General features: G+C 70.4%; 20 protein-coding genes. 7 read left to right on the plus strand and 13 right to left on the minus strand.

Going from position 1 to position 21,528, the window contains the following annotated elements:
• Position 1: 1 nt before the first annotated feature.
• Genes ABZX12_RS37975 through glgC form a run of 5 tightly spaced genes read right to left on the minus strand, consistent with a single transcriptional unit; the run spans position 2 to position 5,712 of the window.
• Entirely contained in the window at positions 2–415 is a 414-nt protein-coding gene (locus tag ABZX12_RS37975; protein ID WP_355700307.1) for a RidA family protein, read from the minus strand.
• Positions 412–1,914 carry a 2-hydroxymuconic semialdehyde dehydrogenase gene (locus ABZX12_RS37980; protein WP_355700308.1) on the minus strand — a complete coding sequence of 501 codons (1,503 nt, stop codon included), beginning with the start codon at positions 1,912–1,914 and terminating at the stop codon, positions 412–414. Before ABZX12_RS37980 ends, ABZX12_RS37975 begins: the two co-directional genes overlap by 4 nt.
• Entirely contained in the window at positions 1,911–3,209 is a 1,299-nt protein-coding gene (locus ABZX12_RS37985) for an NAD(P)/FAD-dependent oxidoreductase (protein WP_355700309.1), read from the minus strand. Before ABZX12_RS37985 ends, ABZX12_RS37980 begins: the two co-directional genes overlap by 4 nt.
• Positions 3,206–4,438, minus strand: a complete 1,233-nt coding sequence (gene kynU, locus ABZX12_RS37990; RefSeq protein ID WP_355700310.1) for a kynureninase — start codon at positions 4,436–4,438, stop codon at positions 3,206–3,208. Before kynU ends, ABZX12_RS37985 begins: the two co-directional genes overlap by 4 nt.
• On the minus strand, positions 4,435–5,712 hold the full coding sequence (gene glgC, locus ABZX12_RS37995; protein WP_355700311.1) for a glucose-1-phosphate adenylyltransferase: 1,278 nt from the start codon (positions 5,710–5,712) through the stop codon (positions 4,435–4,437). Before glgC ends, kynU begins: the two co-directional genes overlap by 4 nt.
• A gap of 64 nt (positions 5,713–5,776) precedes the next feature.
• On the opposite strand from glgC, the gene ABZX12_RS38000 reads away from it, so the two are divergent.
• The 3 genes from ABZX12_RS38000 (at position 5,777) to ABZX12_RS38010 (ending at position 8,804) form a co-directional block, all read left to right on the plus strand.
• Positions 5,777–6,319 (plus strand): GNAT family N-acetyltransferase, encoded by a 543-nt coding sequence (locus ABZX12_RS38000; protein ID WP_355700312.1) that lies wholly within the window; start codon positions 5,777–5,779, stop codon positions 6,317–6,319.
• A 19-nt stretch (positions 6,320–6,338) separates the two neighbouring features.
• The gene (gene glgA / locus ABZX12_RS38005) at positions 6,339–7,496 is read left to right on the plus strand and encodes a glycogen synthase (RefSeq protein WP_355700313.1); all 1,158 of its coding nucleotides are present in this window, start codon (positions 6,339–6,341) and stop codon (positions 7,494–7,496) included.
• A gap of 69 nt (positions 7,497–7,565) precedes the next feature.
• Positions 7,566–8,804 carry a hypothetical protein gene (locus tag ABZX12_RS38010; protein WP_355700314.1) on the plus strand — a complete coding sequence of 413 codons (1,239 nt, stop codon included), beginning with the start codon at positions 7,566–7,568 and terminating at the stop codon, positions 8,802–8,804.
• On the opposite strand, the gene ABZX12_RS38015 is transcribed toward ABZX12_RS38010, so the two are convergent.
• A complete protein-coding gene (locus ABZX12_RS38015) occupies positions 8,776–9,636 on the minus strand; it encodes a helix-turn-helix transcriptional regulator (RefSeq protein WP_355700315.1) in 861 nt (286 codons plus the stop codon). The two genes, ABZX12_RS38010 and ABZX12_RS38015, sit on opposite strands and share 29 nt — an antisense overlap.
• A 5-nt stretch (positions 9,637–9,641) precedes the next feature.
• On the minus strand, positions 9,642–10,211 hold the full coding sequence (locus ABZX12_RS38020) for a TetR/AcrR family transcriptional regulator (RefSeq protein ID WP_355700316.1): 570 nt from the start codon (positions 10,209–10,211) through the stop codon (positions 9,642–9,644).
• Between the two features lie 73 nt (positions 10,212–10,284).
• On the opposite strand from ABZX12_RS38020, the gene ABZX12_RS38025 reads away from it, so the two are divergent.
• The gene (locus tag ABZX12_RS38025) at positions 10,285–11,265 is read left to right on the plus strand and encodes an alpha/beta hydrolase (protein ID WP_355700317.1); all 981 of its coding nucleotides are present in this window, start codon (positions 10,285–10,287) and stop codon (positions 11,263–11,265) included.
• A gap of 132 nt (positions 11,266–11,397) precedes the next feature.
• Here ABZX12_RS38025 and ABZX12_RS38030 read toward each other — a convergent pair whose 3' ends face one another.
• From ABZX12_RS38030 to ABZX12_RS38040, 3 genes are all read right to left on the minus strand, one after another.
• Positions 11,398–12,354: a type IV toxin-antitoxin system AbiEi family antitoxin domain-containing protein gene (locus tag ABZX12_RS38030; protein WP_355700318.1), complete on the minus strand. Its 957-nt coding sequence runs from the start codon at positions 12,352–12,354 to the stop codon at positions 11,398–11,400.
• Between the two features lie 156 nt (positions 12,355–12,510).
• Positions 12,511–14,031: a leucyl aminopeptidase family protein gene (locus ABZX12_RS38035; protein ID WP_355700319.1), complete on the minus strand. Its 1,521-nt coding sequence runs from the start codon at positions 14,029–14,031 to the stop codon at positions 12,511–12,513.
• A gap of 151 nt (positions 14,032–14,182) precedes the next feature.
• The gene (locus ABZX12_RS38040; protein ID WP_355476735.1) at positions 14,183–14,350 is read right to left on the minus strand and encodes a DUF3117 domain-containing protein; all 168 of its coding nucleotides are present in this window, start codon (positions 14,348–14,350) and stop codon (positions 14,183–14,185) included.
• A gap of 167 nt (positions 14,351–14,517) precedes the next feature.
• Between ABZX12_RS38040 and ABZX12_RS38045 the strand changes: the two genes are divergently transcribed.
• From ABZX12_RS38045 to ABZX12_RS38055, 3 genes are read left to right on the plus strand one after another with little or no spacing between them, the layout of a single operon-like run.
• Entirely contained in the window at positions 14,518–15,336 is an 819-nt protein-coding gene (locus tag ABZX12_RS38045; protein WP_355700320.1) for a PaaX family transcriptional regulator C-terminal domain-containing protein, read from the plus strand.
• A 44-nt stretch (positions 15,337–15,380) separates the two neighbouring features.
• Positions 15,381–16,172, plus strand: a complete 792-nt coding sequence (locus tag ABZX12_RS38050; RefSeq protein ID WP_355700321.1) for an enoyl-CoA hydratase-related protein — start codon at positions 15,381–15,383, stop codon at positions 16,170–16,172.
• 47 nt (positions 16,173–16,219) lie between these two features.
• A complete protein-coding gene (locus tag ABZX12_RS38055) occupies positions 16,220–18,337 on the plus strand; it encodes an alpha/beta hydrolase-fold protein (protein WP_355700322.1) in 2,118 nt (705 codons plus the stop codon).
• Positions 18,338–18,562: 225 nt separating this feature from the next.
• Here the strand turns inward: ABZX12_RS38055 and ABZX12_RS38060 are convergent, their stop codons facing one another.
• The 3 genes from ABZX12_RS38060 to ABZX12_RS38070 form a co-directional block, all read right to left on the minus strand.
• Positions 18,563–19,123, minus strand: coding sequence for a DNA-3-methyladenine glycosylase I (locus ABZX12_RS38060; protein WP_355700323.1), 561 nt, complete (start codon positions 19,121–19,123; stop codon positions 18,563–18,565).
• 145 nt (positions 19,124–19,268) lie between these two features.
• Positions 19,269–20,579 (minus strand): DivIVA domain-containing protein, encoded by a 1,311-nt coding sequence (locus ABZX12_RS38065; RefSeq protein WP_355700353.1) that lies wholly within the window; start codon positions 20,577–20,579, stop codon positions 19,269–19,271.
• Between the two features lie 54 nt (positions 20,580–20,633).
• The gene (locus ABZX12_RS38070; protein ID WP_355700324.1) at positions 20,634–21,491 is read right to left on the minus strand and encodes a TIGR00730 family Rossman fold protein; all 858 of its coding nucleotides are present in this window, start codon (positions 21,489–21,491) and stop codon (positions 20,634–20,636) included.
• Positions 21,492–21,528: the final 37 nt, after the last annotated feature.

The following is a 21,528-nucleotide window of genomic DNA, read 5'->3' on the forward strand; positions in this document are numbered from 1 at the left end:
GTCACTCCTCCTCGTGCGGGATCGCCGCTACGGCCTGGATTTCGATCAGCAGCTGGGGATGCGGCAGCTGATGCACTGCGACGGTCGTCCGGGCCGGCCCGGACTCGTCGAAGAATTCGGCGTACACCTCGTTGTACCCCCCGAAGTCGTTCATCGACACCAGGTACGTCGTGACGCTGACGAGATCCTCGAGTCCCGCCCCCACCGCCGTCAGGATGTCGCGGATGTTCTCCAGCACCGCCCGGGTCTGCTCCCGGATGTCCAGCGACACCGTGCCCATCGCGTCCACCGAGGCCCCGGCGATCGAGTTGTCCGGCCGCCGGCTCGACGTCCCCGACACGAACGCGAAACCGTTCTGCACCTTCACATGCGGGAACCGGCCGCGCGGCGTGGCCTTCCCGGGCACGACGGTCATGACAGCTCCACGCAGACGTTCGTCGTCTCGGTGTAGAAGTCCACCGAATGCCGCCCGCCCTCACGGCCGACGCCGGACAGCTTCACTCCGCCGAACGGCGTGCGCAGGTCACGCAGGAACCAGGTGTTGACCCAGCAGAGGCCGACGTCGAGGGCCGCACCGGCGCGGTGGGCCCGGCCGACGTCGCGGGTCCAGACGGTCGCGGCCAGCCCGTAGTCGCTGTCGTTGGCGAGGGCGAAGGCTTCCTCTTCGGTGTCGAACGGCGCGACGTGGCAGATCGGCCCGAACACCTCTTCACGATTGGTCCGAGCGTCCGCCGGCAAGCCGGTGACCACGGTGGGTTGTACGTAGCAGCCGCCGTCGCGGGCGTCCCCGAACGTCGGTACGCCACCGCCGGTCAACACCTCGGCGCCTTCGGCCCGGGCGAGGTCGTAGTACGAGAGGACCTTGTCGCGGTGCTGTTCGGAGATCAGCGGCATGTTCGTGGTGGCCTCGTCGGCGGGCCAGCCGTACGTGAGCTCGGCGGCGCGCGCGGCCAGGCGCGCGCAGAACTCGTCGAACACCGGTCGCTGCACATAGAGGCGTTCGGTGCAGAGGCAGACCTGGCCACCGTTGGTGAAAGTCGAGCGGACCGAGCCTTCGACGGCGTCGTCGAGCGAGGCGTCGGCGAAGATCAGGCCGGCGTTCTTGCCGCCGAGCTCGAAGGACACCGCCTTGACCCGGTCCGCCGCGACCTTGGCGATCGCCGTACCCGTGGCGGACTCGCCGGTGAACGTGATCGCGTCCACGCCCGGGTGCCGGGTCAGGTACTCCCCCGCCGACGACGGGCCGAAGCCGTGCACCAGGTTGAAGACACCGTCCGGTACGCCGGCCTCCGCCATCACCTCCGCGAGCACGGTCGCCGACGCGGGCGTCTCCTCGGACGGCTTCACCACGACCGCGTTGCCGCAGGCGAGAGCCGGGGCGACCTTCCAGGTGAGCAGCAGCAGCGGGAGGTTCCACGGGACGACGATGGCGACCACACCGACCGGTTTACGGACGGCGTAGTTCAGCGCCCGTCGCCCGTCGGGCAGCGTCGTCGCATACGACTCGGTCGGGAGCGTCGTCGCGAAGTCGGCGAACGCGCGGAAATTCGCCGCGCCGCGCGGGACGTCCAGCGTGCGCGCCTGGCTGATCGACTTCCCGGTGTCCCCGACCTCGGCCGCCACCAGGTCCTCGAACCGCCGCTCGAGCCCGTCCGCGACCCGCCGCAGGACGCCGGCCCGCTCCTGTTCGCTCATCCGCCCCCACGGGCCTTTCAGCGCCGCACGAGCCGCCCCCACAGCCGCATCAACCGTCGCCTCATCGGCCTCGCAGACCTCAAAGATCTGCTCCCCCGTCACCGGCGAAACCTTCGCGAACCGCGAGGCACTCGCCACGAACGATCCGCCGACGAAGTGACGCAACAACCCAACCGCCGCGGGCTGTCCGGTCAACAAGTCAGGCGACCACAAGCTCACCGCAGTCGCCTCCGAACAAGCCCGAGCAGTACGCCGCCGAGCGCGACCGCCCCTGCGCCCAGCAGTTGGTGCTGGCGGCGGACGCGGCGTTGGACCTCGGCGTACGGCGTCGTGGAGAAGGAGACCAGCTCGTAGCGGGAGACGTACCGGCCCGGGAGCAGGCGTTCCAGGGCATGCTCCACTTGTTTCTGCAGCCGGAAGACCGGGGACGCGACCTTGTCGCGCATCTCGACGAAGTTGGCCAGCGCCATCTCCGCGATCGCCTCGGTGTTCTCCCGCCGGCGCGTCTCGAACAGCGGCAGGGCCCGCGCCCACGAGCCGCCGGTGTCGTCGAGGCAGCGGTCCAGCTCGACCACGTCCTCGAACGCGCAGTTCGCCCCCTGGCCGTAGAACGGGACGATCGCGTGCGCCGCGTCGCCGAGCAGCGCCGTCCGCCCGTGCGCCTGCCAGGGCAGCGTGTGCACGGTCCCGAGCACGCCGACCGGGTTGTTCAGGTAGTCGTCGACCAGATCAGGGGCCAGCGGCAACAGATCGGGATAGTGCTCACGGAAGTGCGCCGAGATCGCGTCCGCCGTGGTCAGCGCGTCGAACGACCCGGCCGGCCAGAACAACGTGCAGGTGAACGAGCGGTCCGGGTTGGGCAGCGCGATCATCATCGACGTACCGCGCGGCCAGATGTGCAGGGCTCCGGGATCCAGCGCGAACTCGCCGTCGTCCGCCGGGATCGACAGCTCCTTGTACCCGTAGTCGAGGAAGTCCACGTCCTCCGCGACGATGCCCTCGGCAAGCAGTTGCTCGCGGACCGCGGATCCTGCGCCGTCGGCGCCGAGCACCACGTCGGCCGTCACCGAGACCTTGCCGGACGGCGTCGCGAAGACCAGCTGCCCGGCCGCCGAATCGAGCTCCACCAGCCGGTGCTCGAACTCGACCGTCACGCCGTCGGCGGCCGCCGCGGCCGACAGCAAGGCGTTGTTCAGCGCGCCCCGGCTGATCGAGTTGATCGCCCGGTCCCCCGACGCCGAGTACGCCTGGAAGTCCAGCGGCCCCGCGACCGGATGGATCATCCGGCCCTTCATCGGCAGCGCGTCCGCCATCACCTGATCGACCAGGCCGATCCGCCGCAACGCGTCCAGGCCGCGTTCGGAGATGGCCAGGTTGATCGACCGGCCCCGCTCGACCTGGGCGACCCGCGGATCCGGCCGCCGCTCGTACAGCGTCACGGACAACCCGCGGCGGGCGAGGAAACACGCGAGCAGCGAGCCGGTCAGGCCGGCGCCGACGATCGCGACCTTCATGCCATCACCCCGGCCAACGCCGACGCGGCCCGCCAGCAGTCGTGGTACGTCGAGTACAGCGGCACCGGCGCGAGCCGCAGCACGTCGGGCTCCCGGGAGTCCGCGATCACGCCGTACTCGAAGCGCAACCGCCGCGACAGCTCCCCCGCCCCGCCGCGGACCCGCAACGACAGCTGCGCCCCACGCCGCGCCGGGTCGCTCGGCGTGATGACGTCGAAGCCCGCGAGCAGCCCCGAGAGGTACGCCGTCAGCCGCAAGCTCCGCTCCCGCAGGACGTCGATGCCGATCCGGTCGAAGATCTCCAGCGAGGTCCGCACCGGGCTCATCGAGAAGATCGGCGGGTTGGACACCTGCCACGCGTCCGCGCTCGCCGGCGGTCGCGATTCGGGCGTCATCTCGAACCGCGTCTTCGCCTCCGTGCTCCACCAGCCCTCGAACCGCGGCAGGTCCCCGCCGAGATGCCGTTCGTGCACGAACGCACCGGCGATCGCGCCCGGACCGGAGTTCAGGTACTTGTACGAGCACCACGCCGCGAAGTCCACGTTCCAGTCGTGCAACGCCAGCGGGACGTTGCCGGCCGCGTGCGCGAGGTCCCACCCGACGACCGCGCCGGCCGCATGACCGGCCTTGGTGATCGTCGGGATGTCCATCAGCTCGCCGGTCAGGTAGTTCACCCCGCCGAGGAGGACGAGCGCCACGTCGCCGCCGAGCTGCTCGACGACGTCCGCCGTCCGCAGGCTGTTCTCCCCCGGCCGCGGGCGCAGCCGGACGACCGCGTCCTCCGGGTCGTACCCGTGGAACCGGACCTGCGACCGGACGGCGTAGCTGTCCGACGGGAATGCCGAGTCCTCGATCACGATCCGGTGCCGCGATCGCGTCGGCCGGTAGAACGACACCATCAACAGGTGCAGGTTGACGGTGAGCGTGTTCATCACGACCGTCTCGCTCGGCAGCGCGCCGACCAGCCGCGCCGCGGGACCGGTCAGCAGCTCGTGGTACGGCAACCAGGGCCGCTCGGCGTCGAGATGTCCTTCGACGCCGAGTGCGGCCCACGAGTCCAGGTCCTGGAGCAGCTCGGCCCGGGTCGCCTTCGGCCGGAGCCCCAGCGAGTTGCCGGCGAAGTACGCCACCTCGGGGTGGTCGCCGCCCTGCGCCGGCGGTACGTCGAACAGCTCCCGGTGCCCGGGATCCGCGGCATCGAGCTGCAGCGCCTCGGCTTGCGTGCTCACGCCTCGGTGACCTCGTCGGCGCCGGTCTGAGCGGTCGTCGCGGCCTTCGGCGGCTCGATCACCTGTCCCTTGCCGAGCACCGTGACGCCGCCCTTGGAGACGGTGAAGCCACGTTCCCGGTCGTAGTCCTGGTCGACGCCGATCTGGGTGCCGTCCGGGACGACGACGTTCTTGTCCAGGATCACGTTCTTCAGCACGACGTCCTTGCCGATCCGGCAGTTGTCCATGATCACCGAGCGCTGGATGTCGGCGCCGGCGCTGACGATCACGTTCGACCCGAGTACCGAGTGGTCGACGTGCGCGCCGGACACGATCGAGCCCTGGCAGACGATCGACTCGCCGACCGTCGCGTCGTCGGTGAACTTCGCGCCCGGCAGCTGCGGGTGCGAGGTGAAGATCGGCCAGTCGTGGTTGTACAGGTTGAACACCGGCTGGATCGACACCAGGTCCATGTGCGCCTCGTGGTAGGAGTCCAGCGACCCCACGTCCCGCCAGTACGAGCGGTCCCGGTCCAGGGCACCCGGTACGTCGTTGTCCTTGAAGTCGTAGACGCCCGCCTTGCCCTCGGCAACGAGCATCGGGACGATGTCGCCGCCCATGTCGTGCCGCGACGCCGGGTTCGCGGCGTCCTTGCGCAGCGCCTCGACCAGCACGTCCCGGGTGAACACGTAGTTGCCCATCGACGCGAACGTCTCGTCCGGGGAGTCCGGGAGCCCCGGCGGGTCGGCCGGCTTCTCCAGGAACTCCTCGATCACCTGGCCGTCGGCGCCGGTCTTGATGACGCCGAACTCGGTCGCCTCGACGCGCGGCACCCGGATGCCGGCCACGGTCACGCCGTTGCCGCGCTCGATGTGCGCGGCGACCATCTGGGAGGCGTCCATCCGGTACACGTGGTCGGCGCCGAAGACCACGATGTACTCCGGGTCCGCGTCGTTGATCAGGTTCATCGACTGGTAGATCGCGTCCGCGCTGCCCTGGTACCACTGCGGGCCGAGCCGCTGCTGCGCCGGGACGCACGTCACGTAGTTGCCGAGGAACGTCGACATCCGCCAGGTCAGCGTGACGTGCCGGTCGAGCGAATGCGATTTGTACTGCGTCAGCACACAGAGATTTCGATAACCGGCGTTGACCAAATTCGACAGCACGAAGTCGATCAGGCGATAACTGCCGCCGAACGGCACGGCCGGTTTGGCCCGGTCCGCCGTCAGCGGCATCAACCGCTTCCCCTCGCCACCGGCCAGCACGATTCCGAGAACACTGGGCGCCTTTGCCATGTCCGCACCTTAACGCCGGGAGCCCTCTTGCATAAGCGGTTGCTCGTGTCGCGACACTGTGAGGATGCCGATCCTCATCGTTCCGTCCGTCGCCGTTCACCGTTCGTTCCTCGCGGCCTGGGACGAGCTCGGTCCGGATCAGGAGCGCTGGATGGGCACCCGGTCACTCGCCGACGACACCGAGTGGACCCGGGAGCAGGCCGCCGACCCGGGCGAGTTCCACCGGATGGTCGAGACGATCAGGAGCGAGGCCGAGCCGGCGACGGTGCTGCCGGCCGGGTTCGTGCACCAGACCGTGCTGTGGTTCGTCGACGGCGTCGAGTTCCTCGGCCGGCTCTCGATCCGGCACGAGCTGACACCGGCGCTGACCGAGGTCGGCGGGCACATCGGGTACTTCGTCCGTCCGTCGGCCCGCCGGAACGGGTACGCGACCCAGATGCTCGTCCAGTCGCTGCCGATCGCCGCCGGGCTCGGCATCGACCCGGCCCTGGTGACGTGCGACCTGGACAACACCGCGTCGCGCAAGGTGATCGAGGCAGCCGGCGGCGAACTGGAAGACGAACGACACGGAAAGCTGCGCTTCTGGGTGCCGACAGCCGTCGCATGATGACCTATCGTCGGGCGGTATGAAGGTCGCCATCCTGACGCGTGAGTTTCCTCCGGACGTGTACGGCGGGGCGGGGGTGCATGTGGACTTCCTGGTCCGCGAGCTGCGCCGGCTGATCGACGTCGACGTGCACTGCATGGGCGAGCCCCGGCAGGGCGCGACCGCACACTCCGAGGACGACCCGCGGATCCCGAACGCGAACGCCGCGCTGCGGATCCTGTCCACCGACCTGACGATGACCGCCGCGGTCGGCGGCGCGCAGCTCGTGCACTCGCACACCTGGTACGCGAACATGGCGGGGCACTGGGCCAAGCTGCTGTACGACGTACCGCACGTGGTGACCGCACACTCGCTGGAGCCGCGCCGGCCGTGGAAGGCCGAGCAGCTGGGCGGCGGCTACCGGCTGTCGAGCTGGGCCGAGCGGACCGCGTACGAGGCCGCCGACGCCGTGGTCGCGGTCAGCCGGGGTATGCGGACCGACGTCCTCGACTGCTACCCGTCGATCGACCCGGCACGCGTGCACGTGATTTCCAACGGCATCGACGCCGACTTCTACCGGCCGGATCCGTCGACGCACGTGCTCGAGCGGCTCGGCGTCGACCTGAGCCGTCCGTACGTGACGTTCGTCGGCCGGATCACCCGGCAGAAGGGCGTGCCGCACCTGCTCCGGGCGGGGCTGCGGCTGGACCCCTCGGTGCAGCTCGTGCTGCTGGCGGGCGCGGCCGACACGGCCGAGCTGAAGGCCGAGACCGACGCGCTGATCGACGACCTGCGGCTGGCCCGGGACGGCGTGTTCGTGGTCTCCGAGATGCTGCCGCGCGAAGAGGTCCGGCAGGTGCTGACGCACGCGCTGGCGTTCTGCTGCCCGTCGATCTACGAGCCGCTCGGCATCGTCAACCTGGAGGCGATGGCCTGCGAGACCGCGGTCGTCGCGAGCGCGGTCGGCGGCATCCCCGAGGTCGTCGACGACGGCGTGACCGGCATCCTAGTGCCGTACGACGAGCACGACACGGACACTTTCGAGCGCGGTCTGGCGGACGGGATCAACGCGCTCGTCGACGACCCGGCCAAGGCGTCGGCGATGGGCAAGGCCGGGCGCGAACGCGCGGTCTCGCAGTTCGGGTGGGACGCCGTCGCGCAACGCACCGTCGAGCTGTACACCAGCCTGCTCGGGTAGGCAAAACCCCACCTGCGCCCGGGAGTTCGCACCATTCTGCGCGGGGGCCGTCGGCGGTTGGGTCGAGGTATGACTACTCGCCTGACCAAGACGGTCGCCGCCACTCTCGCCACTGCCGCCCTGCTCGCCTACCCGGCGGCCGCCTTCGCGGCAGCGCACCAACCGGTAGCCTTCAACCCCGCCGCCTCCACAGCCCAGGGTCTGCGCGGCGCGGTCGTCTCGGCAACGCCGATCGCCCACCTGACAGCGGCTCAGCTCGACGCGGCGGCAGCCGACTTCCCCGACGCGCCGCGCTCGTCGTACGGCGTCACGGCGTACCGGCTGATCTACCGGACGGTCGATCCCCATGGCCGTCCGACAACAGCGAGCGGCATCGTCGTACTCCCGGACGGCCGCCGCGGCGCGCTGACCGCGGTGGAGTACCTGCACGGCACCAGCGCCACCAAGAAGGACGCCGCCTCGGTCGACGATACGTCGACTGATCGCCTGGTCACGGCCCTGTTCGCCGGTCAGGGGCTGGTCGGCGTGGCGCCCGACTACCTCGGGCTGGGCGCGGGCCCGGGCCTGCATCCGTACATCGACACGAAGACCGAAATCTCCGCGTCGGTGGATCTGCTGACGGCCGCGCGGACGTTCGCGGGCCGGCACGGGGTGGCGCTGAAGCGGGACGTGCTCGTCACCGGCTTCTCGCAGGGCGGCCGCGCCTCGCTGGCGTTCGGGCGCGCGTTGAGCCGCGGCGAGGCCGGGCCGTCCCGGCTGGGCGCGATCCGCGCTGTCGCGGGACCGTACGACCTGCTGGGGCAGGAGCTCCCGGCCGCGTTCGACGGGCGCGTGATCCCGCCGACCGCGACGTTCTACCTCGGCTACTTCGTGACCGCGTGGAACCGGACCGTCGGGTTGTACGACGATCCGCGCGAGGCGTTCCAGGCGCCGTACGCGGCCACCGTCGAGGGACTGTTCGACGGCACGCACACCTTCGAGGAGATCGTCGCCGGCCTTCCGGACTCGCCCGAGAAGCTGTTCACGCCGGAGTTCGCCGAGCAGCTGCAGCACCCCGCCGGGCGGTTCCTGCAGGCACTCCGGCAGGCCGACCGGATCTGCCAGGACTGGACGCCGCGGGTCCCGGTGCACCTCTACAACGGAACGAAGGACACCGACGTGGTCGCGTCCAACGCCGACTCGTGCGCGGCGTCCCTGCGCTCCCGCGGAGCGAGCGTGACGGTGCATTCGATGGGTGCCGTCGACCATGTGGGAACGGCGTTCGCGGCGTTCCCGGAGATCATTCGGGCCTATGCTCGCTGGGCCTGACGCGGGGTGCGTCCTGAGGAGCGACCAGGCTGCCGAGCAGGGCGAGCGACTCCTCGTCGCGGGATCCTGGCACGGCATGGAAGACGACCAGCGTCACGTTGTCGGTGCCGCCGATCGTCAGCTTGTCCGACCGGAGGTCGAGGTCGCCGACCTCAGGATGGGTGAGCTTGCTCAGCCGGCCGCGCCGGGGCCGCACCTCGTGGCGCGCCCACAGCTGCCGGAACCGTTCGCTCCGGACCGACAGGTCGCCCACAAGGTCTTTCAGCCGAGCGTCGTCGACGTTCGGGCCGAGCTCGGAGCGCAGCACGGCGACGCCTTCCTCGGTGAGCTCGTCCCAGTCCCGGCGCAGGTCCTGCTCGCGGGGGTCGAGCAGGACGGCCGTCAGCAGGTTGACGCCGACGGCGTAGTTCGGTGAGAGCGCCGCGCAGAGCGCATTGACCGCGAGGACGTCGGTGTACTTGTTCTGCACGTACGCCGGAGTGTTCGGCCACCCGGCGATCAGCTCGACGATGCTCTCCGGAGCCTGCTCGACCCGCGGCTGCTGTCTCGGGACGGAGCGTTCCTGCGCGAGCCCGAGCAGGTACGCCGTGGCGTCGGCATCCAGCCGCAGTACGCCGGCGAGCGCCTCCAGCACCTGCACCGACGGGTTGCGGTCCCGGCCTTGCTCCAGGCGGAGGTAGTAGTCCGAGCTGATGCCGGCGAGCATCGCGACCTCCTCACGCCGCAGCCCGGGGACGCGGCGCATGCCGATACTCCGGATGCCGACGTCCTCGGGCCGCACCTGCTCACGCCGGGCCCGGAGGTAGTCGCCCAACGCGTTCGTACCGTCCATGCGATCTACGGTAACCAGGGCCTAACCCCCAGTTCGCGTTGGAGCATCGCGATCAGGGCATCGACGTCGGACTCGACCATCGGTTCACCGGTCATGCCCATGCGGTGCAGCAGCGTGCCGATGACGACGTCGATGAAGAACAGGACGCGCTGCTCGGACAACCCGAGCGACTCGATGAGCACCTTCCGGTACGGGTCCTGCAGTTGCGTGGACAGGATCTCGCGCAGCTCCGGATCACCGATCGCGTCCGTGAACACGCCGGCGAACGCGGCCGCGACCCCGGGCTCGGCGATCCGGCGCGCCCCGAAGCGGATCGCCGCGGCCAGGTCCTGCGCACGGTCGCGGCCGCCCGGGGGCAGCGGGCCGAAGGTGTCGACCAGACAGGCGGTCACGAGCGCGCCCTTGGACGGCCAGCGCCGGTAGATCGTCGTCTTCGCGATCCCGGTCGCCGCCGCGATCCGGTCGACCGTGGCCCGGGTGTACCCGAGCTCGTGGATCGTCGCCAGCGTCGCGGCGAACACCTCCGCGTCGACACTCGAACGGGGCCGGCCGGGGGGCCGGGTGCTGGGAGCCATGTGCCCACCCTATCGAGTTATGCTACCTTCGGTATCGATACTAGTCGTAGCGAAACCGCAAGGACGGTGCTCGATGAACAGATCCGCCACCCTGGCCCCGCCCGCACAGCGGGCCCCTCTGGGCGTCCGCCTGGTCTACTCGGTGCGCAAGGAGCCCGACTACCGGTCGATGACCCCGGCCGATCTCGCCGCGTTCGGCGAAGTCGCGAACCGGATCGTCAACTCCCGCTTCGCCCGCCTGCTCACCGGCATCCCGCACAGCGGCGTGACCATCAGCTGGCAGCAGGTCCGGCTCGCCGACCGCACGATCCGGGTCCGGGTGCACCGCCCGAAGGGCTCGGGCACACTGCCGCTGGTCCTGCATGTGCACGGCGGCGGTTACGTGGGCACCGCGGTGCAGTGCGACTGGATCAACAGCCATGTCGCCGCGCGGGTGTCCGCGGTCGTCATCTCCGTCGAGCACCGGCTGATGGACCACCAGACGCCGCTCGCGGTGATGGTCGACGACGGCTGGGACGTCCTGCGGCACGTGTTCCAGCACGCGTCCGAGTGGGGCATCGACCCGACCCGGGTCGCGGTGGCCGGCGAGAGCGCAGGCTCGATGGTCGCCGCACTCTCCGCATTGCGTGCCCGCGACGCGGGACTGTCCTTGCGGGCGCAGGTGCTGGTCAATGCCTGCGTCGACGTGACCTCGACCGCGCTCGACTACGACTCGGTGCGGCAGTACCCGGACACGCCGACGCTCACCCGCGAGTCGCTCGAGTTCTTCCGCCGCCTTGCCGTCCCGGAGGGGGCGGATCCGCGCCCGGTGTCACCGCTGTACGCCGACCACCTCGGCGGGCTGCCGCCGACGCTGCTGGTGATCCCGGTGCTCGACCCGGTGGCGGACCACAGCCGCGTGTACGCCGAGCGCCTGCGGGAGGCGGGAACCACAGTCGCGGTCAGCGAGTACTCCAAGGCCGGACACGCCTTCATCAGCATGCCCGGCCTGGTACCGCAGGCCCGCCCGGCCCGCGACCGGATCGTCGCCTTCCTCCGCGACCGCTTCAGGTAGTTGCCACAAGCCCCGATCGCCCGGCGCGCTGCATCTCGTGGGTCAACCCACCAGAGGCTGGGTTTGCGTCCGAGATCCCAGGTGCCAACCCAGCATCTCGGACGTCAACCCGGCAGTTTCGAGCGGTTGGTGTCAGCTCGCCAGCGGGGTACGGCGTGCGCGCGCGAACGCCTGACGGATGCGCAGCGCCGTGCGGCGCGGATGCTCGAGGTCGGCCCAGGTGATCCGGACGACTTCGAGCCCCAGGGCGCGCAGGCGATCTTCGCGGAGCTTCTCGCGGACCAGCACCTCGCGGGTACCGTCCCCGTACTTCGCCAGGCCGTCGAACTCGACGACGGTGTTGTACTCGAGGAAGTAGAAGTCCACGCGTGCGACGAAGCCGTCGGCATCCGTGAACTCCACCTGCAGCGCCGGCGTCGGCAGGCCTTCGTTGTGCATGAGGATCCTGAGCCGGCTCTCGCCGACCGACTCGGACAACGGGTCGGCGAAGTCGAGAACCGCACGGATCGCGGGACCGCCCGGCCAGTTGCCCGTGACGTCGCGCAACCGAAGCAGGTCTTCGGCGCGGACCTCCGGTCTCCGGAATGCGGCGTCGGCACTCACCACAGCCGATTCGAACGACAGTGTCGTGGCCACCTCGACCGCGGCCCGCGTCGCCGTGGTCACGGCGAGCCCGGCGACGGTGGTCACGTCGGAAGGACCGAGCTTCGCGCGGTGGTGGCGTACGCCGGTACGCGGCCCGCTCCGCATGCCCGCCGTCCGCGTCAACTGGACCTCGGACAGATCGGCCCGCCAGACCGGTACGCCGTGCATGACCAGCGCGGAGTGGTGGCTCACAACCGCCGATCCGGGGCGCATCGAGTTCATCGCAGCATGGACCAGGCGCCGGTGACCGAGGATGCGGCGCTCCCAATCCGGCAGCGCGCTCAGGTCCTGACGCTCGGCGTACTGCCCGTAGCGAACACGCTCCCAGCGACCGTCGGCGAGACGATTGGTGATCTGCTCGCGGCTGTACCCCGCACCGATCGCCTGCGCCCGGCTGATCACGCCTCCCTGCGCGGACGCGATCACCTTCAGTCGAGGATTCACCCCACCAGCATCGCTCCCGAGACGCCCTCCCCGACGGCAATCACCACGATCTGTGGATAACCCCTCTCGTGGGTCCACCCAAGGGATGCCGGGTTGGCGTCCGAGATCCCGGGCGCAAACCCACCATCTCGGACGTCAACCCACCAGAGGCGGGGATCAGCCGATACCGGACGTCGGCGTGTCCGAGGACAGCCAGGTGCTGAGCAGGCGGGCGCCGGCGCCGGTCGCGCCGACGGAGTACTCGAAGCGGTCCGCCGGGGACTCCGCGATCGACGACAGGTCGAGGTGGGCCCACGGGACGTCGCCGGCGAACGCCTTCAGGAACAGGGCGGCGGTGATCGAGCCCGGGCCCTTCGAGCTGTTCACCGAGTCGGCGATCGGCGTGGAGATCAGCTCCTCGTACTCGGCCGGCAGCGGCATCCGCCACAGTTCCTCACCGGACACGCGGCCGGCGTCCGCGAGGTTGTCCGCCAGCGCGTCGTCGGTCGCGAACATCCCGCCGTACAGCATCGCGCCGAGCGACACCTTGATCGCGCCGGTCAGCGTGGCGATGTCGACGAGCACGTCGGGCTTCAGCTCCTGCACAGCGTATGCGAGCCCGTCGGCGAGCACCAGGCGGCCCTCGGCGTCGGTGTTCTTCACCTCGGTGGTGCGGCCGCCGAAGTGCCGGATCACGTCGTCCGGACGGTACGCCGAACCGGACGGCATGTTCTCCGCGGCGCAGACCAGACCCGTCACCCGGACGTTCGCGCCCAGGTCGCGCAGCGCGGACATCGTGGCGATCACCGAGCCGCCGCCGGTCATGTCGCGCTTCATCGACACCATGCCCTCGCGCGGCTTCAGCGACAGGCCGCCGGTGTCGTAGGTGATGCCCTTGCCGACCAACACGACGTACGGCGTCTTCTTGGTGGCGCCCGCGGGCGTGTAGTCGAGCCGGACGAACCGCGGCGGCCGGGTCGAGCCCTGGCCGACCGCGAGGATGCCGCCGAAGCCGTCCGCGGCGAGCTTCTTCTCGTCCCAGACCGTCACCTCGAGACCGGTCGCGGCGGCGACCTCGGTCGCGCGCGCCGCCAGCCAGGCCGGGTCCTTCTCGTTCGACGGGGTGATCGCGAGCTGCCGGGCCAGCCAGCCGGTGCGCCCGATCACCACACCGCGGTCGATGACCGGCTGCCGCACGGCCGCCGACCCGTCGGTCAACGTCACCGTGCCGACCGCGGGTTTGCCGGGGTCGACCGTCTTCTGCGTGTACGAGAACGAGCCGAGCACCACGCCCTCGGCGAACGCCTGCAGCCTCGCGTCGTCGATGCCTTCGGCAACGACAGTGGTGAGCTCGTCCTTGCCGCGGCCGAACCGCGCGACCGCCGCCCCGGCGTGTCGCAGGTCCTTGGCGCTCACGTCGCCGGCCCCGACCAGCAGGATCTCGGCGACGTCACCGGTCAGCAGCGGGTACGCCGCCGTAGCGCCGGCAGACGGGCTGAACCCGGTACCGCACTGCGCCTCGTACAACCGGTCGAGGTCGACGCCGAGCCGCTCCCCCGCTTCCTTCGCGGCCGCCGGCAGGCCGTCCTCGGTGCCGACGACGATCACCCAGGTCGACGACCCGTGCACCGGCAGACCGGGCTGCCAGGCAACGACCGGAAGACTGGGAAAGACAGACGTGCTGCTGCGGCGAGCCACTGGGTCGAACCTCACTGTTTGATCAGACAGGGACCAGATAGGGATCAGCTAGAGCAAAGCAAACCGTAACGACCCCGGCCGGTGCCGAAAAGAGCGGCACCCACCGGGGTCGGTGAAAGGCAGGGGCGAAGGTCACCCCCGGAGGATGTGATCAGCCGACGACGGCCTTCAGTGCGTTTCCGAGCTCGGTCGCCTCTTCGGCGTTGAGCTCGACGACGAGCCGGCCGCCGCCCTCGAGCGGAACCCGCATCACGATCCCGCGGCCCTCCTTGGTGACCTCGAGCGGACCATCGCCCGTCCGCGGCTTCATCGCCGCCATGCGCGCACCCCTTCCCAGTGTCGGTGTTGAGCGACGACACCGCGCAGACGTTCCGTCGCCGGCGCCGTTGCGGTGATGCGCCGTCGGCGCGTATCGCAGTGTGTATCAGGCCCCATTATTCCCGATCCCGGGCCAGAGCCGTGCACCATACGGCAGACTCGAGTCTTGTGCACGCCCGTTCAGCCCTCTTCGACCTGTACGGCGACCACCTGCGCGCGCGAGGTGCGCAGGCCCCGGTCGCCGCTCTCGTCCGGCTGCTGGCGCCGCTCGGCGTCCATCCGCCCGCGGTCCGGACAGCCGTCTCCCGGATGGTCCGGCAGGGCTGGCTGGAGCCGGTCCGGATCGACGGCCAGCCCGGATACGCGCTGACCGCCCGGGCGCGTCGCCGCCTCGACGACGCGGCCGTCCGGATCTACCGCACCGCGCCCGACGGCACACCGGTGGCGGCCGGTTCGGAGGGCCCCGGCGACTGGGACCGGCACTGGCACCTGGGCATCCTGCGCGAGGTCCCGAACGCCCGGCGCCGCGATCAGCTGGCGGGCCAACTTTCCTTCCTGGGTTGGGCTCCGCTGTCCGACGGCGCCTGGGTCGGGCTGCGCAACGACACCGAGGTCGACCAGATCCTGGCGGCGGAGGGCATCGCCGCGGACCGGTTCCGCGCCCCGGTCGACAGCGGCGCTCCGGCGTTCGCCCGGCGGGTCTGGAAACTCGACGAGCTCGGCGCGTCGTACGAGGCCTGGCTGATCGAGGCGAAGGCCGTGGTGGACGCCGCCGGCGCCGACACGAGCGACGAGCAGGCGTTCGCGGTCCGGTCCGAGCTGGTGCACGAGTGGCGCAAGTTCCTGTTCCGCGATCCGGGGCTTCCGGACGAGCTGCTGCCGGCCGGCTGGGCCGGGACGAAGGCCGCCGCGTTCTTCGATTTCCACGCCGAACGACTGAGCCCCGCGGCCGGGCGTTTCGTCGACAACTGCCTGACCCAGCACTGAAAATCTCGTCTGAAATCTCACTGACTGTCAAGGAGCTGACCACGATGAGTGATTCCGTCACGTACGCCGTCGCCGAAGGTGTCGCGACCGTCACCCTCAACCGGCCGGAGGCGATGAACGCGCTCGACACGCCGACCAAGGTCCTGCTCCGCGACACGGTCCAGGCCGCCGCCGACGACCCCGCCGTCCGGGTCGTCGTCCTGACCGGAACCGGACGGGCGTTCTGCGTCGGGCAGGACCTGAAGGAGCACATCGGGCTGCTGCAGGCCAACGACCAGGCCGCGCTGTGGAGCACCGTACCGGACCACTACGCGCCGATCGCCCTGGCTCTCGCCGAGATGCCGAAGCCGGTGATCGCGGCGGTGAACGGCGTCGCGGCCGGGGCCGGCGCGTCGATGGCGTTCGCGTGCGACTTCCGGATCGTGGCCGACACGGCGGGCTTCAACGTCGCGTTCGCGGGGATCGCCCTGTCCTGCGACACCGGCATCTCCTGGACCCTCCCGCGCCTGATCGGCCAGGCGAAGGCGCTCGAGCTCCTGTACTTCCCGCGCACCATCCCGGCCGCCGAGGCCCTGGACCTCGGGCTGGCGAGTTCGGTGGTCCCGGCCGACGGCCTGAACAGCGCGGTCGCCGAGCTGGCCGGGAAGCTCGCGGCCGGGCCGACCGTCGCGTACGGAGCCATCCGGCAGTCCGTCGGGTACTCGGCCAGCCACACACTCGCCGAGTCGATCGCCTTCGAGGCGACCAAGATGCAGCTCACCGGCAGCACCGAGGACCATCGCAACGCCGTCGACGCCTTCGTCGCCAAGCAGAAGCCCACCTTCCACGGCCGCTGAGCGGTCAGGTCTTGTAATCGTTTACGTAAGCGATTACAACCTGACCTGTGAGGAAACTGCTGCTGCCTGTTCTGACCGCCGCCACGCTGGTCGGAAGCTTTGTCGTGCCCGGGTCCACCGCGACACCCGACGTCCCGCTGGGCACCATCGCGCCGGCCGCCGTGCGGTCGGCGACGCTCGGCGAGGACATCAACTACAACGTCTACCTGCCGGCGGGGTACGACGCGTCGGCGCAGCGCTACCCGGTGATCTACCTGCTGCACGGGCGCGGCGACTCGATGAGCGCCTGGACCCAGGTGAAGAGCCGGCTGGACGAACTGATCGGCGGCGGCGAGATCCCGCCGGCGATCGCGATCATGCCGGACGCGCCATGGAGCAGCCGGGCGAGCTGGTACGTCGACTCGGCCTACACCGGGACCGACCCGGGGCGGCAGGTCGAGACAGCGTTCCTGAAAGATCTCCTGCCGCACGTCGACGCGACGTACCGCACGATCGCGGACCGCAGCGCGCGGGCGATCGCCGGGTACTCGATGGGCGGCGCCGGCGCGCTGCGGTACTCGCTCGCGCACCCGGACCTGTTCGGCGCCGCGATCGCGCTCAGCCCGGCGGTGTACGTCCCGCTGCCGCCGGGCGATTCGAGCACCCGTGAATTCGGTGCCTTCGGCAAGGGCAGGGACCCGTTCGTGGAGGCGACGTACCGGAAGCTGAACTGGCCGGCCGCGCTGACGTCGTTCGCCGCCACCGGGCTGCGCTCGCAGCTGTTCATCGCGGTCGGCGACGACGAGTACAAGAACCCTCGAGCGGTCGACGCGACCCACGACCTCGACTTCGAGGCCCATGTCGTGTTCAACCAGGCATCCCGGGTGCCGACCCTGACGTCGGAGTTCCGCGTCGTCGAGGGCGGCCACGACTGGGACGTGTGGGGTCCGACGTTCGCCGAAGGCGCGAAGTACGTGTTCCGGTACCTCGGGAAGCCGCCGGCAACGCCGATGCAGGCGGCCATCACCGGTACGCCGGGCGAGGACCGCGCCGGCGGGATCGCGACAGATGCCGCAGGCAACGTTTACCAGGCGGTCGCGGCGGCCGGCGCGCTGGACGGGCAGCCGTACGCCGGCGGGACGGACGTGGCGCTGGTCAAGTTCCGCCCCGACGGGTCGCGGGCGTGGACGCGGTCGCTCGGCACCGGCGGGACGGAGCGCGCGTACGGCGTCGCGGTGGACGCGGACGGACGCGTCGTGGTGACCGGGTACACGAACGGGGACCTGGACGGTGCGCATCCGGGGAACGCCACGGACGATGCCTTCGTGGCGCAGTACGACGCCGACGGGAACCGGCGGTGGCTGACGCAGTTCGGCGTACCGGGGGTGGCGGATCGGAGCTACTCGCTGGCGGTCGACGGGACCACGATGTATGTCGGCGGCTACACGAAGGGCGCGCTCGGCGGCGCGAACCAGGGCGACAAGGATGTGTTCGTCGCGCGGCTCGACGCCGACGGGAAGCAGGTGTGGTTGCGGCAGACCGGCAGCGCGGGCGAGGACAAGGGGATGGCGGTCGCGGTGTCGGGCGGCGCGGTCTACCTGTCGGGCATGACAGCCGGCGAGCTCGGCACGCCGGCCGGTGGGATCGACGGGTTCCTGGCACGCTACTCGTCCGGGGGCGATGCGGTGTGGACGAAGCAGTTCGGCAGCTCGGCGTCCGACGAGGTGTGGGGTCTGGCGGCCGATCCGGCGGGTGGCGTGTACCTGACGGGCTACACCGCGGGCGACTTCGCGGGAACGCTGAACGGCGACAAGGACGTCCTGGTTGCTCGTGCCGATGCGGACGGCGTACTGACGTGGCGGGACCAGTTCGGAACCACCGGGAACGACAAGGCGGCAGCAATCGCGGTCGATCCCGGCGGCGCTGTCTACGTCGGCGGGTTCACCGACGGATCGTTGGTCGCACCACTGGGTAGGTTCGACGGTGTGCTGGCGAAGTACGCGCCGGACCGGACGCGGACCTGGACGCGACAGTTCGGTACGGCGGACGACGATGCGGCAGACGCTTACGCCGAAGCGAATCTCTACCTCACCGCGAACCCCGCCGGCACCCAGTTGACCGGGCTGACCGGAACCGACGTGTTCCGGACGGCCTTCACCGCGGACGGCATGAACAAGCTTCCGTAGCAGGAGGTCCGGGCCACGGCCCGGACCCCCTCTGAACGTTTGGTGGGCCCCACGACCACGTTCCGGCCGGGCGAGTCACGGCCGGACAACCACCTGACAGCCGGGGAGCCCGCCGAACACTTCATCACGTTCAGTGGCCGGAGCACAACTCGTTCAGCCGTTTGTCTTTGGATTTCCCCAAAGAGCCTTTTGCAGCTGCCTTTTGCAGATGCACGTGCACGGGATTTACCGGGCTATACAGGTCGTCAAGTGGTCGTTGACGATGCCGGTGGCCTGCATCAACGCGTACGCCGTGGTGGGTCCGACGAACACGAAACCCTTCTTCTTCAGCGCCTTCGACATGGCCACCGACTCCGGCGTCGTGGCCGGCACGTCGGCGAGCGTCTTCGGCGCCTTGTGTTTCGCCGGACGGAACGACCACAGCAGCTCGGTGAACTCGCCGTCGGCCAGCTCGAGCAGCGCGCGAGCGTTCGAGATCGTCGCGTTGATCTTCAGCCGGTTGCGGACGATCCCCGGGTCGGCCATCAGCCGCTCGAAGTCCGCGTCGTCGTACTTCGCGATCGTCTCCGGATCGAACCGCGCGAACGCGGCCCGGAAGTTCTCCCGCTTGCGCAGGATCGTGATCCACGACAGCCCCGACTGAAAGCCCTCGAGCGTCATCCGCTCGAACAGCCCGATGTCGTCGCGGATCTCCTTGCCCCACTCGGTGTCGTGATACTCGACGTACTCCGGCGCGGACGTCGCCCACCCACACCGCGCCAGCCCGTCCGGCCCGAGCACCGTCATACCCGCACCCCACAAACCCCGACCGACGCCAACGCGCCAAGGCGCCGCTCTGCGCGCTCCCAGTGTCTGAAGACCATGCCCCCAGTCAACCCGACCCGACCGACAGAACTCCAAACGGCTGCGTGACAGCTACCCGTCCTGCCGATCAGCTAGGCCGGCGATAAGCACCTTCGCCGGCCTGATCAGCCGGCGGCCAGAACCGCCACCCTTCCTCATCCCCAGCCGACCCGTTAGCCGCCTCTACCCCACCCTGCTGCTGCGGGGTCTGCTGCTGCGCCTGCTCGGTCGCCTGAGTCTCGCTGCCCTGCTCCTGCTGCGGGTCCGCGGGCTGCTGGTACGGCGTCTCCTCTGTGGCCTGGGTGTCGCCGGCCTGCTCCTGCTGCGGGGGTTGTGACGTCCAGTGCGTTGCGGCCTGCTGGCTGTCGGGCTCCGGCTCGGCGGGTGCGGACCGGCTGGGTGCCGGCTGCTCCGACCGCTGGTTCTGCACCAGCTGGTCGTACCGTTGCGCGGGCGTCAACGAAGGTGACTCCCCGGCCGGCTGTTGCGGGGCCGGCGTGCGGCGGGGGCTGACGGGCTGGGACTGGGCCTCCAGTACGGCGCGGGCCTCGGCCTGCAGGCGCTCGTACTCGTCGGCAGCCCCGCGGCCCGCCCCTGGCAGCTCGCTCGTCTCCGGCTCGTCGGCGTCCTCCGCCTCCTCCGTGTACGCCGCCCCGCCAGGACCAGCCGTGCCCGCCGCGTACGGCGTACCGCTGGCTTCATCCGGGCCGTCAGCCCCGGCCGCGGGGTGCGTCGACCCGGTCGGTCCAGCCTCACTGCCGCCCGCTTCCGCCGTACCGTCTGGGCCGTCAGCCGCGCCTGCCGCCGACGACGGCGTACCACTGGTCTCATCCGCGGTGTCGGTGTCACCCGGCGCGTGCGCCGACCCCGCCGGTCCGGCCGCGCCCGCCGTACCGCTGGGTTCATCAGCGTCGCCGGCGCTGCCCGCCTCGTTCGCCGTCCCATCCGCGGCTGCCGTGCCGCCGGTACTGCCAGGGGACTCCGTGGGGTCTTCGGTGGAGTCGTCGGGGACCGGGAAGTCGCCGCCGACGAGGATGGGGGGCTGGGTGCCGGTGTCTTCGAATTCGGCCGGGTCGTAGGGGCGGGACGTGAAGCCGTGGCCGTCGGGGGCCTCGACGATGGGGGCCACCGCGCGTTCGAGGTCGGCGATGCGGCGGTCGCGTTCGGCGACTTCCTTCGCGACGCGTTCGAGCAGGGTGTCGACCTCGTCCATCCGGTAGCCGCGGACGCCGACCGCGAAGCGGGCCGACTCGATGTCGGTGGAGGTGAGTGCCTGCCGTGCGGGCACGGTCATGTCGGGCCGGTCGTCGTACGCCGTGTTCATGGCACCCCAACGCCCCGAGGCGACTACCGCGACAGCCCCGATCAACAGCACCACGATCAGCCCGAAGAACCACATCACGGGACCGATCGTGCCATGCCGGGCGAGTCAACCGCGAAGTCGCCCAGGATTTCAGCTCCCGTCGGAGCCCAGGCGGTGCGCGCGGCGGGCCGGGTCGTTGGCGGCGTCCACCTCGCGGGCGGCGGCTTCGGCGGCCTCCTCGGCGGCCTCGTCGGCCAGTTCGCCGGCCTTGACGATGTAGCTGATCGCCTCGTCGACGTCGTCGGTGACGATGAACATGTCGAGGTCGGCGGCCGAGATCTTGCCGTCCTCGAGCATCGTGGTGCGCAGCCAGTCGACCAGGCCGCCCCAGTACGACGTGCCGAACAGCACGACCGGGAACGACGTGACCTTCCGGGTCTGTGCCAGCGTGAGCGCCTCGAACATCTCGTCGAGCGTGCCGAACCCGCCCGGCATCACCACGAACCCCTGGGCGTACTTCACGAACATCGTCTTCCGGGTGAAGAAGTACCGGAAGTTCATGCCGATGTCGACCCACTCGTTGAGGCCGTTCTCGAAGGGCAGCTCGATGCCGAGCCCGACCGACACGCCGCCGGCCTCGGAGGCGCCCTTGTTCGCGGCCTCCATCACGCCCGGCCCGCCGCCGGTGATCACCGCGTACCCGGCACCGACCAGTTTCCGCCCGAACTCCTCGGCGGCGGCGTACATCGGGTCCTCGACCTTGGTGCGCGCCGAGCCGAACACGCTGATCGCGGCGCCGAGCTCGGCGAGCATGCCGAACCCCTCGATGAACTCCGACTGGATCCGCAGCACCCGCCAGGGATCGGTGTGCACCCAGTCCGACGGGCCGCGGCTGTCCAGCAGCCGCTGCTCGGAGGTGGAGTGCTGCACCTGCTTGCGCCGCATCACGATCGGCCCGCGCTGCTGCTGGCCGACCGGACGGTCGGGGTGGATCGATGGTTCTGACATGCCTCCAGGTTATGGCCTGCGCGGTAACCCGGCCGGG

The organism is Kribbella sp. NPDC003505 (assembly GCF_040610875.1).
Taxonomy (GTDB): Bacteria; Actinomycetota; Actinomycetes; order Propionibacteriales; family Kribbellaceae; genus Kribbella.

Coding starts and splice junctions, on each gene's coding strand:
- glgA (WP_355700313.1), top strand. CDS start 6,339: ATGAAGGTCGCCATCCTGACGCGTGAGTTTCCTCCGGACGTGTACGGC.
- ABZX12_RS38070 (WP_355700324.1), bottom strand. CDS start 21,491: ATGTCAGAACCATCGATCCACCCCGACCGTCCGGTCGGCCAGCAGCAG.
- glgC (WP_355700311.1), bottom strand. CDS start 5,712: ATGGCAAAGGCGCCCAGTGTTCTCGGAATCGTGCTGGCCGGTGGCGAG.
- ABZX12_RS38065 (WP_355700353.1), bottom strand. CDS start 20,579: ATGTGGTTCTTCGGGCTGATCGTGGTGCTGTTGATCGGGGCTGTCGCG.
- ABZX12_RS37985 (WP_355700309.1), bottom strand. CDS start 3,209: ATGAAGGTCGCGATCGTCGGCGCCGGCCTGACCGGCTCGCTGCTCGCG.
- ABZX12_RS38040 (WP_355476735.1), bottom strand. CDS start 14,350: ATGGCGGCGATGAAGCCGCGGACGGGCGATGGTCCGCTCGAGGTCACC.
- ABZX12_RS37975 (WP_355700307.1), bottom strand. CDS start 415: ATGACCGTCGTGCCCGGGAAGGCCACGCCGCGCGGCCGGTTCCCGCAT.
- ABZX12_RS38060 (WP_355700323.1), bottom strand. CDS start 19,123: ATGACGGTGCTCGGGCCGGACGGGCTGGCGCGGTGTGGGTGGGCGACG.
- ABZX12_RS38015 (WP_355700315.1), bottom strand. CDS start 9,636: ATGGACGGTACGAACGCGTTGGGCGACTACCTCCGGGCCCGGCGTGAG.
- ABZX12_RS38010 (WP_355700314.1), top strand. CDS start 7,566: ATGACTACTCGCCTGACCAAGACGGTCGCCGCCACTCTCGCCACTGCC.
- ABZX12_RS38050 (WP_355700321.1), top strand. CDS start 15,381: ATGAGTGATTCCGTCACGTACGCCGTCGCCGAAGGTGTCGCGACCGTC.
- ABZX12_RS38020 (WP_355700316.1), bottom strand. CDS start 10,211: ATGGCTCCCAGCACCCGGCCCCCCGGCCGGCCCCGTTCGAGTGTCGAC.
- ABZX12_RS38000 (WP_355700312.1), top strand. CDS start 5,777: ATGCCGATCCTCATCGTTCCGTCCGTCGCCGTTCACCGTTCGTTCCTC.
- ABZX12_RS38025 (WP_355700317.1), top strand. CDS start 10,285: ATGAACAGATCCGCCACCCTGGCCCCGCCCGCACAGCGGGCCCCTCTG.